At 41.2% G+C, this 12654-nt stretch carries 15 protein-coding genes; 1 reads left to right on the forward strand and 14 read right to left on the reverse strand.

Features of this window, described 5'->3' with window-relative positions:
* Window position 1: 1 nt before the first annotated feature.
* From VRK28_RS03415 to dapA, 14 genes are all read right to left on the reverse strand, one after another.
* A complete protein-coding gene (locus VRK28_RS03415) occupies window positions 2-2221 on the reverse strand; it encodes an MMPL family transporter (RefSeq protein ID WP_332393330.1) in 2220 nt (739 codons plus the stop codon).
* The gene (locus VRK28_RS03420) at window positions 2218-2736 is read right to left on the reverse strand and encodes an outer membrane lipoprotein carrier protein LolA (protein ID WP_332393332.1); all 519 of its coding nucleotides are present in this window, start codon (window positions 2734-2736) and stop codon (window positions 2218-2220) included. Before VRK28_RS03420 ends, VRK28_RS03415 begins: the two co-directional genes overlap by 4 nt.
* Window positions 2736-3161 carry an acyl-CoA thioesterase gene (locus VRK28_RS03425; protein ID WP_054554548.1) on the reverse strand — a complete coding sequence of 142 codons (426 nt, stop codon included), beginning with the start codon at window positions 3159-3161 and terminating at the stop codon, window positions 2736-2738. Before VRK28_RS03425 ends, VRK28_RS03420 begins: the two co-directional genes overlap by 1 nt.
* On the reverse strand, window positions 3154-4698 hold the full coding sequence (locus VRK28_RS03430; RefSeq protein WP_332393334.1) for an HAL/PAL/TAL family ammonia-lyase: 1545 nt from the start codon (window positions 4696-4698) through the stop codon (window positions 3154-3156). The genes VRK28_RS03425 and VRK28_RS03430 overlap by 8 nt, the downstream gene beginning before the upstream one ends.
* Before the next feature lies 1 nt (window position 4699).
* Window positions 4700-5668, reverse strand: a complete 969-nt coding sequence (locus VRK28_RS03435; protein WP_332393336.1) for an LpxL/LpxP family acyltransferase — start codon at window positions 5666-5668, stop codon at window positions 4700-4702.
* Entirely contained in the window at window positions 5668-6405 is a 738-nt protein-coding gene (locus VRK28_RS03440; protein ID WP_130167649.1) for a glycosyltransferase family 2 protein, read from the reverse strand. The genes VRK28_RS03435 and VRK28_RS03440 overlap by 1 nt, the downstream gene beginning before the upstream one ends.
* A 3-nt stretch (window positions 6406-6408) precedes the next feature.
* Window positions 6409-6702, reverse strand: coding sequence for an ApeI family dehydratase (locus VRK28_RS03445; protein WP_269407184.1), 294 nt, complete (start codon window positions 6700-6702; stop codon window positions 6409-6411).
* 43 nt (window positions 6703-6745) lie between these two features.
* Window positions 6746-8104: a class I adenylate-forming enzyme family protein gene (locus VRK28_RS03450; protein WP_332393339.1), complete on the reverse strand. Its 1359-nt coding sequence runs from the start codon at window positions 8102-8104 to the stop codon at window positions 6746-6748.
* Window positions 8091-8657 (reverse strand): hypothetical protein, encoded by a 567-nt coding sequence (locus VRK28_RS03455; RefSeq protein WP_054562420.1) that lies wholly within the window; start codon window positions 8655-8657, stop codon window positions 8091-8093. The genes VRK28_RS03450 and VRK28_RS03455 overlap by 14 nt, the downstream gene beginning before the upstream one ends.
* Window positions 8658-8665: 8 nt before the next feature.
* Window positions 8666-8911, reverse strand: a complete 246-nt coding sequence (locus tag VRK28_RS03460) for an acyl carrier protein (RefSeq protein WP_054554554.1) — start codon at window positions 8909-8911, stop codon at window positions 8666-8668.
* Window positions 8912-8936: 25 nt separating this feature from the next.
* A complete protein-coding gene (locus tag VRK28_RS03465; RefSeq protein WP_054554555.1) occupies window positions 8937-9194 on the reverse strand; it encodes a phosphopantetheine-binding protein in 258 nt (85 codons plus the stop codon).
* On the reverse strand, window positions 9191-9976 hold the full coding sequence (locus VRK28_RS03470) for a lysophospholipid acyltransferase family protein (protein WP_175081622.1): 786 nt from the start codon (window positions 9974-9976) through the stop codon (window positions 9191-9193). The genes VRK28_RS03465 and VRK28_RS03470 overlap by 4 nt, the downstream gene beginning before the upstream one ends.
* On the reverse strand, window positions 9966-10676 hold the full coding sequence (locus tag VRK28_RS03475) for a beta-ketoacyl synthase chain length factor (protein WP_332393345.1): 711 nt from the start codon (window positions 10674-10676) through the stop codon (window positions 9966-9968). Before VRK28_RS03475 ends, VRK28_RS03470 begins: the two co-directional genes overlap by 11 nt.
* A gap of 106 nt (window positions 10677-10782) precedes the next feature.
* Window positions 10783-11697, reverse strand: coding sequence for a 4-hydroxy-tetrahydrodipicolinate synthase (dapA, locus tag VRK28_RS03480; protein WP_332393347.1), 915 nt, complete (start codon window positions 11695-11697; stop codon window positions 10783-10785).
* Between the two features lie 160 nt (window positions 11698-11857).
* Here dapA and VRK28_RS03485 point away from each other — a divergent pair, with 160 nt between their 5' ends.
* Window positions 11858-12511, forward strand: coding sequence for a DUF6058 family natural product biosynthesis protein (locus tag VRK28_RS03485; RefSeq protein WP_063527485.1), 654 nt, complete (start codon window positions 11858-11860; stop codon window positions 12509-12511).
* The last annotated feature ends 143 nt before the right edge of the window (window positions 12512-12654 follow it).

The following is a 12654-nucleotide window of genomic DNA, read 5'->3' on the forward strand; positions in this document are numbered from 1 at the left end:
ATTATTTTTCCTTATTTTTAGGTAATGCAATACTGAGCGGCGCCAGGATATAGATACAAACTAGCCCCACTAATACCGTTAATCCGAAACTGAAAATGGCCGGTGTTTTCGAAACGGCCAACATGCCAAATACCCACATCGATGATGCCGCTGACAAACTAATTGCGAGTACATTGCTCGAGCTTAAATTATTAACCTGATAAAACACCAAGTAATCGATTGCCAACGCTAATATCAATAAACAGCCTAACAAATTAAAAATCGATAACTGAGATTGCAGCGCACTGCATAGTAGCAGTACAGCTGCGGTAGTTAGTACAAGTACTAACGTTTGTTTACACGCCGTTTTAAAACCAAATTTAACGCTAAAGAGTAGTAACGCAAAGGTCATCGCAATGGCCAATGTCACCAGTAACGAATTTGAGTAATGACTTAAACCTTCGCTTATCATCGCGACTTTATCGTAAACAATTAAATCTGGGTCAGCGTTGGCTAAATCCATCAGCTCGGATTTATTTACACCGGTTACCATAAACCAGCTTGCGGTTAGTGTATTGTTTGAGATCACTTGGTTAGCGATTAACGGCGCTAACGGTGAATTAAGTGCCGCGTTTAGATCAAGCATTGATGTTGAGAGCTCAACAGGCATCCCTGTCATTTGGCTAACTACACTCATGGCTTGCTGGGCTGAATGCAACTGCTCATAGTTTTGCTGTTGCAATTGTTTACTAGGCACTAAGTCACTAAGCATCAAGACACGGCCATTAAGGCCGAGTATAGTTGCTTTTACTGCTTCTTGTTGTACTAATAACTGCTGCGCATTATCAGCAAATAAAATCATGATTTGGCCATTATCTTTACCTAATAAAGACATATGCAAAGCTTCGTTTTGCATTAAGTCAGCAGGACTTGCATTTAACAGCTTTACATCATCATTAATCACAGGGGGTTTTAGTAAAGCAAAGGCACTTAATAGCACTGACATCAGCATACTGAGTGCGACGCGGTAATGCGTTAAGCGTTTTAAATAACCACTTAACATGTTTGCTAACTGATGCGCAGCAGTGTTAATGGTTAAACCTGCTTGCCAATAAGGCAATAAAATACGGGTGCAAAGCCAAGCTGTAACTAGCCCTGCAACAACAAACACGCCAACTTGACTGAGTAACTGCACGGGTGAGAAAAACAAACTCGCGTAACCGAGTGTGGTGGTTAGTAACGATAACAACAGTGCCAGCTTAAGCCCTTGACTAAAACCTTGCGGCTGCTCGGTTAAATCAAGCATGCCATGAAATGCATAATCAATGGCAATACCAATCAGTGTCACGGCAAACACCATGGTTAATACATGCACTTGGCTAAAAATACTGATCAGCGCAATGGTGCCGCCAATAGCGGCGCTTATCACGGTTACAGAGGCCAACCACAATGCGTTTATCGATCGAAACACCCACACCACCATCACAATAAGCGCCAGCAAGCTCACCGAACCAAACAAGGTCATTTCAAATTTGGCTTGCTGCGCATTTGCTGCGGTGTGAAATAAAGCACCGGCATAGCGAATTTGTGTATCGGGATAGCGGCTTTCAAGCTCAGCGATATTGGCAACTATCTCATTGCTCAAAGCTATTGATTGATTTATTGAAAAGGCATTGTCAGCACTTTGCACGAATAACATTAAATACTCATCACCTTGATAGTTAATGTTAATTCGGCCATCTTGCAGCTCAAATTGCTGCATGTGTGCCATTGCCTCAGATAAGAACCCCGCTGTGGCAAGCGTAGGGTCTTGGTTGATAGTGCTTGAAACAAAAGGATCAGCGACTTTACTCAACTGACTAAAGTAATACTGTTGAAAGCGATTAGCATCGCCAATAGCGTGTTTATATTCCTCTGAAACTAAATGCCCTGCGTACTGACCATAAAATGCTGCCAACTGGGAGATTTCAGGTAACTTAAAACGAGGCTCAATGTGTTTACTCGCCAGCCACTGATGTAAATCATCATAAGCTTTTACTGCATTCTCACCACGAAAAGAAAAGCTTAACTGCTGTTTATTAGCTGAAAAAAAGTGTTCTTCTACTTGCTGTAAACGCGGTTCTGACTTTGGCAACAAAGCCAAAATATCATTATTCAACGTAGGCTGTTTTAGAATAAAAACAACCACTAAGGCGCTAACTAATAGGCTCAGCCAAGCAAGCGTTAGGCCCCATGCTTTCACTGTTTTTGCTCTTTATGAGGATAATCAAAGCGTAATACAGTAAAGTTACCATTTGCTTCTTGCAGACGCACACGGCTCACTTGCTCTGCTGCTACACATAATTCGAACTGACTAAATAGCTGCTTTAGCAAGTCATCTTTAGGCAATAAAGTCTGACAACCGGACTCTGCATGCTCTGCCATCGTAAATTGCTCAGCAAGTGCCACTTCATCATGCTTTAAAATTGCTTGCAGTAAATTAACGTAAGGCTCCGCGCCTTTTTGTAGCTGCGGCTCATCTTGGTCATTCAGGGTATATACTTGCCCTTGCTTGATTAATAGCGTGCTTTTAACCGGAGATCCAACCTGCCAAGTGAGGCCATCTTCAGCAAGTTCAAACGAACCTGTTGATATAAAAGGTTTACTAAATCCTTTAAAATGCTTCTCTTGGCTAAATGTGCCTTGCTCTGTCACCGCGCTTGATGCAAACACAGGGAAAAGAACTAGCACACTCAGTAACAACACACTTAATCGCATTAAATCACCTTTTGAAGTTTTTCATGTAGCACAGGCGGCGAAACAAACTGCATTTCTTTTTTCTCTATATCAACCGCAACTTGGATAGTCGTTGCTTTGGTTAACTTTTTACCTGTAGCGCAATCAGTGATTACGTAATCGATACGTAATCGTGTTTCATATTCTTTTAAGTAGGCATCAACGCGGATTTTTTGTGTAAACAATGCAGAGCCGACGTACTTAATATGCATGTCAATAATCGGCCATGCATAGCCAGACTCTTGCATTTGCACATAATCATAATCAAACAAACGCAGTAATTCACAGCGCGCGACTTCTAAATAGCGCGGGTAATTACCATGCCATACCACATTCATTGGATCGCAATCATGAAAAGGGATTTCAATCTCAACATGAGTGCTCAGCAACGAGCCTCTACTATGCATATAAACTCCAACGTTTTGTTTGAATAGCCTCAACCGTAAAGCGAAGAACAGCCTCTAGAGGACGGTCTTCATCAAGCAGCGGAAAAAACTCGCTAATGTCTTGATACATACTTTGTACATCACTAGTTAAACTAGCAAATTCAAGCTCACCGCTATTAATACGTAAACGTAGACCCTGAATACTCGCAAGCAAAGTACTTGCAACCACTTGCTCGGTTAACTGTAAGATACGCAAACAGTCTCGTGCAGCGATGGTTCCCATGCTCACTTTATCTTGGTTGTGACACTCGGTTGAACGAGAAAACACACTTGCTGGCATGGTCAGTTTTAATGCTTCAGCCGTGTATGCACTGGCACCAATTTGGACCGCTTTAAAACCATGGTTAATGTAACGACGTTCATCATTACTCGCCGATAAATTAGAAGGCAAACCATTGTTATAGCGCGTATCAACTAAAGATGCGATTTGTCTATCGGCTAAGTCGGCTAAATTAGCAACAGCAGTTTTCATGCTATCCATTACCATTGCAATATGACCGCCATAGAAGTGACCACCATGCAGTACGTGTTCACCTTCACCATCGATGATTGGATTATCATTTGCCGAATTTAGTTCATTTTCAATCATTTGCCTAAACCACGGCAAACTATCTTGCAGCACACCTATTACATGTGGAGCACAGCGAATTGAATACCTATCTTGTAAGCGGTCTGCATTACGGGGGTGTTCTACATGGTTTAAGTCTCCACGGATCCATGCAGCTACTTGCTGCTGCCCTGGATGTGGCTTCACTGAAAACAAAATATCATCAAAGTGATGACTGTTACCTTTTAATGCAAGACTTGCAAGGGCTGTTATACGGCTGGTCAATTTAACTAGATAATCAGCTCTATCATAAGCAAGGCATGCCAAAGCTGTCATCACAGCAGTGCCATTCATGACTGCCAGCCCTTCTTTTGGGCGTAGCTTTAATGGCTGTAAGCCAAGTTCTTGCATCACCTCTAGACTGTTTTTAATTTCGCCTTTGTAATACACATCACGCTCGCCAACCATAGCACCAGCTACATATGAAAGTGGCGTTAAATCACCACTGGCTCCTACAGACCCTTCTTGTGGGATCACCGGTACGATATTGTGATTTAAAAAGTCACGTAATAAATTCAACATCTCCCAGCTAACGCCAGAATAACCTTGTGAAAGCGAAGTTAAACGAGTCGCTAAAATAGCGCGCCCTTGGGCTTGATTAAACACATCGCCAAGGCCACAACCATGAAAACGAGTAAGATGCAGTGGTAACTCATTGACTAAATCAAGTGGCACTTTTACGGTCACTGAGTCGCCATAACCTGTGGTAACACCATATATCACGCCATCGTCTTCAAGCAACTTATCTAAAAAGGCCACGGCGCTGTCTATTTTATTAGCAAATTGACGGTCTGATGTTAACGCAACAGCACCTTGCTCTAATGCAATATGAACAATATCTTCGATTGATAAACGCTGTTGGCCAAAAACGGTAGTCGAGTGCTCTGACACCTTAGTTCTCCTTGTTTTGACTACGAGACACTTGCTCGTCATTTTGCCAAAAATCATAAAAATTAAACCATTGATACGGATAGGCCGCAGCATAAAAACTGAGCCTTTGCGCATAATCGCTAACAATTTGTTGTAATGTTTGTTGCCTCGTTTTACGCGGTAAAACGAGTTTGTCGGCGTATTTTTCAAAAATCACGCGGTAAAATGTTTCGCCATTGGACTTCTTATCTTTTAAACAAAACAGATGAAACACCGGGCAATCTAACAGCGCAGCTAAAATGAATGGCCCTTGTGAAAAAGGGGCTGGCTTACCTAAAAAGTCAGCTTCGATAACTCTTCCTGCGGTGGTGGTACTGGTTCTATCACCGACAATCACCACAATTTCACCCTGCTCGACTTTTTCTTTGAGCATAATTGCCATATCAGGGCCAAGATCGGTTACTTGAATGAGGTTTACCGCAACATCCGGATTAATACTTTTCAGTAATTTATTAAATTCAACAGCATGATGCGTAAACACCAATACATTGATTTTTTTACTGTTTCGGTGTTGGCTAAGAGCTCTACATACCTCTAAGTTACCAAGGTGTGAGCCGATAAAAATAGCCCCTTGCTGTTGCTCATCAAGTTGTTTAAACAGCGCTTCGTTGGTGTAAAGAATATTATGTTGCTGAATTCGTCCAAGCCAGGCATCTATTTTGTCAAAGGCGCTGTCAGCGAAGCAGCGAAAATGACGAAAGCTATCGCGCCAAGTAACTGCTTTACTATTGCCATTCACCTTGCGCGCTTGGGTTAAGAATGCATGTGATGCTTGGCGGGCAGTTTTGCCTGTTAAAAACAAATAAAATACCACCGGAAACAAAACCAACCACAAGCCTTTTCGACCAAATACGCGATAACATACGAGCAATATTTGCATGCCTAAGCGATTGCCACGCTCTTGCATTTTTGACCAGTGCTTTACAGCCATTAGCCTGCCACCTTACGCCAAAGTAGCTTAGGTGAGCGTAGCAACATGCCAAAGAATAAGCGCGTGTGCAGCCAAGAAATACCTACATTATCGTGTAAGGCTCGAAAATGAGATACGCCATTTTCAGGGTAAATGACCTGGGTTGGCAAAAACGTGACTTTAACACCTTGCCAATAAAGCCTGACTAAAATTTCAATATCAAAGTCCATACGCTTGCCAAGCGTTTGCTTAGCCATTAATTGCTCAACGGCTGCTAAGGGATAAACCCGAAAACCACACATTGAATCAACAATATCAAAGCTGAGAGTTTCAACCCAAACCCAAAAGTGGGTGATGTAACGACTCAAATAACGGTGCTTAGGCACGGAGCTGTCATAAATAGGGCAACCACTGATCACCTTGTTAGGTGATGCATTACTTAGTTCAATCAACTTACTAATATCTGCTAACGAATGCTGGCCGTCAGCATCAACCTGAATGGCATGGCTAAACCCTTGCTGGTAGGCAGCCATCAAGCCAGTTTGAACTGCGCCACCCTTACCTTGATTTTCAGCATGGCTTATCAAGGTTAAAAAGTCGTACTGTGCGTTAAGCTTTGCAAATACTTGCTTGGCATCAGCGTCACTGCCATCATCAACCATGATTATCGGCAGCTTTAACTCTTTTAGCTCATCGAGTACAGCCGCGATAGCATGGGTGTGATTGTAATTAGGAATAACAATACAAAACTGGTTCATGGCTTAATCACAAAATACAATTCGACCAGATGCATGCTGGCCTTTTTCTGATTGATAGCTAAACAAACATTTGCCTTTTGCATTGCGCTCAAGGGTGAGGTTTACCGTCATATCAGGGGTTGTTACTACCTGAAACTTTAACACTTCTAAATCTTGTACTAGTTTGCCAAAACCCAAATATTGCTGAGCATATTTTACAGCCCAATCCAGCTGTACTACGCCTGCTAAAATTGGTGCATTAGGAAAGTGGCCGCGAAAATAATCTAAATCAGCCGCAATGGTTAACGCTAAACTCACGCTAGTTTCTGTTTGTGATAAAACGGCCACCTTTGGGGTCACGTTATTCAGGCTTGGCAAAATACTGCTCCAATGTTTTTAAACTTAATTTAGCTTGGCTGTTAAAAGGAAGTGCATCGATGTAGCGCCATTTACGTGGTAAGCAAATACGTTCAAAGCGGTTTGAGAGGTGTGCTTGTAAAGCGCGGTTAATTGCCAATTTCCCCTGTTGTTCAAGCTCTTTATTTGCCTCATCACTGAGTACAACCACCGCACCAATTTGCACGCGCTTAGCTGGAATAACCACCACTTTTGCTTCTTTTACCCAGTCGTGACTTTGCAGATAACTCTCAAGCTCATCTAGGTTTAAACGTTTTTCTTCAATTTTTATCGTTCTGTCTATACGGCCCAACAGTTTAAATTGACCATTTTTATGAATAAGTGCTCTATCATCTAAAGGGAAATTCGATTGCTCTAAAATCGCAGAATCTAGCATCAAGCGCCCTTCATGATTCAGCGATAAAAAATTACCATTAAACGGCTGCCATGGTACATCAACCGCTGCCTGTGTAACTTGTCGATAAGCAATACCGCCGGTTTCGGTACTACCAAATACTTGGGTAGCAGGGCGAGCTAACTGGTTAAATAAAGTTTCGGCATGTTCGTTGTTGAGTGGTCCGCCAGAGGAGAATAACCACTTAATTTTGTCGCGTTCAGGAATTAACACATTATCAGCACATAAACGACCAAGTTGCGCAGGGCTTGAAACGAGCGCTGCATAACGAATATTTTTTAGTCTTTGCGCAATATGTTCAGGATACTGAATTTGTTCACTATCAATTATATGGCCTTTCGCCAACGGCCAAAGTAAACGAAATAATAAGCCGTAAATATGTTGATGCGAAACGGTTGCTAAAAACGTAAACTGGCTGGGTAAGTCAAATGACATTGAAAGTACTGCAAGCTCTCGATTTAATACCCGCCACGGTTTTACTATCGGTTTAGATTGTCCAGATGAGCCTGACGTATAAAAAATAACCGCTGTGTTTGTTGGCCATTGTAAACGGTTAGTTTGCAAGGGCGTGTGACCAAGGCTGTGCTCAAGGTTAGTAAAAAGCACATCGTCATCGATATTGGTCGCATCGCCGGCAAAAAAAGCAGACTGTGCTAGCAATAAACTTAAGGTTTCGTGCTGACCATTAGGTGGCAAAATAACATTATAACCACTACACGCTAAGGCAAATAAGCGCACTGCAAATTGGTAGGTATCAGGATGGAATAACACCACATGGCTGCCAGCTTTAAGCGCTGTGAGCTTACTTTGATAAGCCGCAATATCAGCAAAAAACTGTGTTTGTGTTATTGGCTGCCCTGCAACAACAAATGCAGCTTCTGGGTGAAATTTCAGGTTACTCGCTACCATTACTTTTAACCTTTTGTCTTACAAGCCATTCCACAAGGCCTAAGAGAGCTATCAGAATATAGGCTATTAATCCGTTGTACAGAGTCCATGTCTGTAACGAAGTAAATAGGCTAGTGTATAACGCAATACTGCCATTAATAATAAAAAACGCGCACCATACTTTAGTAACTTGGCGCGTGTAATTAACCCCTTTTTCATCAAGATCAGGCTCTTTAATTCGAGCAAAACTTTCAATGACTGTTGGGCCACTTTTCAGCGAATAAGCAAAGGTTATGGCCATTACTGTATTTATAATGACTGGGTAAAGCTTTAAGCCCAGATCACTGTTAAAAAACTGCGTTGTTGCTAAAGCGATAATAGCCAAAATAGAGGCTGGCTTTATCCATGGCATAGATGTCAGTAACTTCTTGCTAAGTAAAAGCCTTAAACCTAACAATACCATCAATACCAAGCTCACTTGCCTTAATGAGATATGCTGTAATCCAAAATACACAATAAATGGGTATAAAGATAAGCATACTAAGAGCAGTGTTGTGGTTATCGCTTTGAGCATAGTAATGTTTATGAAACGAGTTTTTCTACTTCGTTTACAACATCTTGCACAGTACGCACTTGCTTAAATGCATCTGGCTCAATTTTCTTACCAGTGATTTCGCGTAGTTTTACAACTAAATCAACAGCATCAATGCTATCAAGATCTAGGTCTTGATACAGGTGCGCATCTAGGCTGATATCATCAGCATCGATCTCAAATTCATCTACTAAAATGCCCTGTAAAACGTTGTAAATGTCAGCAGCGGTTTTCATGCTTATTCCTACTTCTAAGTCTGTATTATGATTGGTGTTGGTTAATAAATTCTGCCAATGCATCTACCGATGCAAAATGGGCTTTTGTTTGTTCTGAGTTTGCGTCAATCTTAACGTTAAACTCTTTTTTAATGGCTAAGCCAAGCTCAAGCGCATCGATGCTATCTAGGCCTAAACCATCAACAAACAAAGGTTGGTCATTTTCAATATCATCCACGGTAATATCTTCAAGATCTAAGCTGCTAATGATTAATTGTTTTATTTTGTTCTTTAGTTCAGTCATAGGTGCCTGAGTTCCTCTGAAAAGTAATGTTGCAAATCACGGGTTAATTGTCGTGCTTGCATGGCGGGTTGTTCATTATTAAATGTGTCGTTAAACGTAAATGGGTCAGTGGCAAAGCGCATCTCAAAATGCGCTTTTGTTGCGGCAACGCAATACCATGGTGTGCCTTTGGTCAAAGTGCTGGGTTTCATACTAATCAGCACTGAGGTAATTGGGGCTTTACAACGCGCAGCAATATTCGCAGCGCCACGCTTAAATTTTAACTGTTCACCTGGGGTTGTGCGGGTGCCTTCAGGAAAGATAATCAGGTTATTTCCAGCAGCGAGTGATGCTTCACAATCATTAAGTAACTCTTGCGGGTCTTCATTACTAATATAACCTGTGCCTTTAATGACACCGCGCATAAATGGATTTTTAAATAGGTGTGCTTTGACCACGCAGTCAGCATTTTTAATCACAGATATCAGCACCACAACATCAATTAATGAAGGATGATTGGCAAGTACTAACTGCCCTTTAAGATCATGAAATTTCTGTTTATCTTGCACAGAGAAATGGATAGCACCGGTGTAATGCATTAAGGCAACAAAGAATTTAAAACTATAGTGAACCGTTAAACGGGCTTTTTGCTTACGTTTCGCTTGGCAAGGTTCAAATAAACGTTGTAAAGGCAAAACCAACAAGGTGAGTACAATACCGCCAAAACCAAATACAGAAAAACAAAACCCGGTTGCCAGTACCCGCCAAATTTTATTCAACTTAATGTAAACGTTAGTCGCCATGGTACTGTAGCATCCAAGCTGATTGTTGATGTGAAAGCAGCGATTGTGATCCTTTGCTTGTTAAAGCAGCTGCTAATTGCAAACTCAGTGGTAAACACGAGTCACTTTGAGTATGTTCTGATTCAGGAAGTTTCGTTAATTCAAAATACGGCTTACCGGTCTGCGCTGTTGATAATACGAACGATACACTATGAGCAATTTGTTGCTCATCGCTAAATGGTAAGTACTCATCTGGTAATACACTTTCGGCATGAGCAATCAAAATCTGCTGTTCAATACCACTATGAACACGCGCAAAACCATCTATCATGGCTGAAATAATACTGTCTTGACCACCAGCAATAGCATTCATCGGGGCTTTATTTTTTGCAATAATCGAAAATAATCCGGTTGCAGCATTATGTACACTCAAACCAAATGCGGTCGGAGAAAGAGGCTCTTGTTCGACAAGAGAATGTAACAGTTGCGATGTTTTTGGTAAGTCGCCATGACGCGATGAAAAATTAACAGCTAGCTGCTGATACTGACCTTGCGCTTGATGCATAGTATGAAGCGCCATTTTCATAAATGGGCTTAAGCGGCGGCGCTGCATCGGTGCAACCCAGCTTAAATCAAGGTCAGCAAGATTGAGATGGCTTAATTCTGCTATTTGTTGCTCGGGTGCAACCCATAAACTCAAATTATCAACAACAAATTTCACAAATATTATTCTTATAACGCCAAACGATTGCTAATTTTACCTATTAGCTACAAAAAAGTAAAACAATGGTGCTTAATTACAGCCGCAATTAAGCACTCATTCATTTTTATCGTAAAATAACGTCTTTTTCGGTTAAAAGTTGTGCTTTTTCGCCTACTATATCAGCAACATCAAGTTCGTTAATGTAACCTAAACCGATTTCTTGCTGAGCACTTGTTAGTGGCACATAAGGAAGACGGAACACAGGATTTACCGCGCCTGTCATAATAAGTGCCGTATTGATTGCAATTGGGTTAGGCTCGCAGAATAACCAGCCCATAAGTGGCTGTAGTTTTGCATTAAGTGCATCATTTTGCTCATCCATTAACTGACGGAATAAGCCTGGAATAATATTAGATGTAACCGAGATAACACCGTGGGCTTTATGAATGTGTCTTGCATCATGCGCTTCATCGTCGTTACCTGACCAACAAGCAATACCTTGCTGTTCATAATGAGCAATACGCTCATTGCCACCGCACTCTTTTACACCGATAAAGTTTTCGTGCTTAGCGAGTGGCTCAATGATATCGGGTGTTAAGTCTTGGCCTGTACGACCTGCTACGTTGTAGATAAACGCAGGACCAATATCAAGTAAACGATTAAAGTGCTCTTTCACACCCGCCAGCGACGTACGTCCGTAATAAGGGTTAATTTGTAGCGCTGCATCCATACCGGTGGCAAAACCATACTCGGTTGCTTTAATCGCTTCGCGTGTATTATTGCTACCTGTATTACCGACAATTAATAAACGGTCAGAGAATTTGCTAACACTGTGAGCAATTAGCATTAAGTGTTCTTCCCAATTCATTAATTGCCCTTCACCTGTGGTACCACCGACAATAATGCCATCAACACCAGCTGCAATTTGCTGTTCAACAAGGTCGTCATAACATGCAAGATCAATTTCACCATTGGTTAAATAAGGTGTTTTTATAGCGGTGATCAAACTTGCTTGTTTAATTGTTTCTAGGTTGCGCATAACTTTTTTAATGTTTGGAAAATTTGCGCTAGTTGTATCACAAACACAGGCATTTTCCGAGTAGTGTGCTGCAATAAATAAAAATACTTGAGAAAAAATCAAAGTTAAGCCAAAATCAAACACTGTATAAATTAACAGTATTTATTGTGAGTATTTGATAATGCAACTTTCAAAATTTTTGGCAACCTACTTTTATACCACCGAAGAGCTGTGCCATACCCTCTCAATTGATGAGGAAACGCTATCGGCATGGCAACAAAGTAGTTTATTTCCAAAGCCGAGTTACTGTTTGCAGAGTCAATTAGAATGCAGTTCGTATTCGGGCATTTATCAATGCGAAGAATATCAAGACTATTACCCTCGTGGTGCCGCTAGCTGGGGGCAATTAATTATCAAACATGACATAAGCTCATCTTGCCAAGCATTTAATTATTTTGCTCAGCAATATTCAAATCAACTCAGTAAGCTTGCTGAGCAAGGCTTTGCTATCGATGAAGAATTATTTGGCAGTGAAATTGACGAGCACTTACAGCAAGTTTGGCAGCAGTTTTTATGCAGTAAATACGGTGTGCTAACACAAAATGGCTTAGTTGAAGAAGCCGTACAGCTCGATGTGGCTAAGTTATTGATTGATGATATTACTGAACTACGCACTAAAACAGGTTTAAGCGTGGAAGAGCGCCAAAGCTTACATAAAGCGCTCAAATTAATGAACCGCGCGTTAAGTCATGGTACGGGCAACGAAGGTAAAAACACCTTACGCCATCGTTATATTGATGACGTAGTGGCAAAGTACGATCTATCGGTAAAATAACCTCTCATTTTTGCGCTTAAAATGAAGCGAAACTGAATGACCGCACAAAGTTACAACAGTGTTTATTTTGTTATGAATAGGTTAATACAATTTGCTACCTTTGTTTTGTAGGTTTTCATCTGCTTGATCGATAGATTGGTCTG

Source organism: Pseudoalteromonas sp. P80D2, assembly GCF_036680945.1.
GTDB classification, from domain to species: Bacteria; Pseudomonadota; Gammaproteobacteria; order Enterobacterales; family Alteromonadaceae; genus Pseudoalteromonas; species Pseudoalteromonas shioyasakiensis.

Excerpts from the sequence above, each read along its gene's own strand:
- VRK28_RS03420 (WP_332393332.1), bottom strand. The coding sequence starts at position 2,736 with ATGCGATTAAGTGTGTTGTTACTGAGTGTGCTAGTTCTTTTCCCTGTG.
- VRK28_RS03425 (WP_054554548.1), bottom strand. The coding sequence starts at position 3,161 with ATGCATAGTAGAGGCTCGTTGCTGAGCACTCATGTTGAGATTGAAATC.
- VRK28_RS03435 (WP_332393336.1), bottom strand. The coding sequence starts at position 5,668 with ATGGCTGTAAAGCACTGGTCAAAAATGCAAGAGCGTGGCAATCGCTTA.
- VRK28_RS03440 (WP_130167649.1), bottom strand. The coding sequence starts at position 6,405 with ATGAACCAGTTTTGTATTGTTATTCCTAATTACAATCACACCCATGCT.
- VRK28_RS03450 (WP_332393339.1), bottom strand. The coding sequence starts at position 8,104 with ATGGTAGCGAGTAACCTGAAATTTCACCCAGAAGCTGCATTTGTTGTT.
- VRK28_RS03455 (WP_054562420.1), bottom strand. The coding sequence starts at position 8,657 with ATGCTCAAAGCGATAACCACAACACTGCTCTTAGTATGCTTATCTTTA.
- VRK28_RS03460 (WP_054554554.1), bottom strand. The coding sequence starts at position 8,911 with ATGAAAACCGCTGCTGACATTTACAACGTTTTACAGGGCATTTTAGTA.
- VRK28_RS03465 (WP_054554555.1), bottom strand. The coding sequence starts at position 9,194 with ATGACTGAACTAAAGAACAAAATAAAACAATTAATCATTAGCAGCTTA.
- VRK28_RS03470 (WP_175081622.1), bottom strand. The coding sequence starts at position 9,976 with ATGGCGACTAACGTTTACATTAAGTTGAATAAAATTTGGCGGGTACTG.
- dapA (WP_332393347.1), bottom strand. The coding sequence starts at position 11,697 with ATGCGCAACCTAGAAACAATTAAACAAGCAAGTTTGATCACCGCTATA.
- VRK28_RS03485 (WP_063527485.1), top strand. The coding sequence starts at position 11,858 with ATGCAACTTTCAAAATTTTTGGCAACCTACTTTTATACCACCGAAGAG.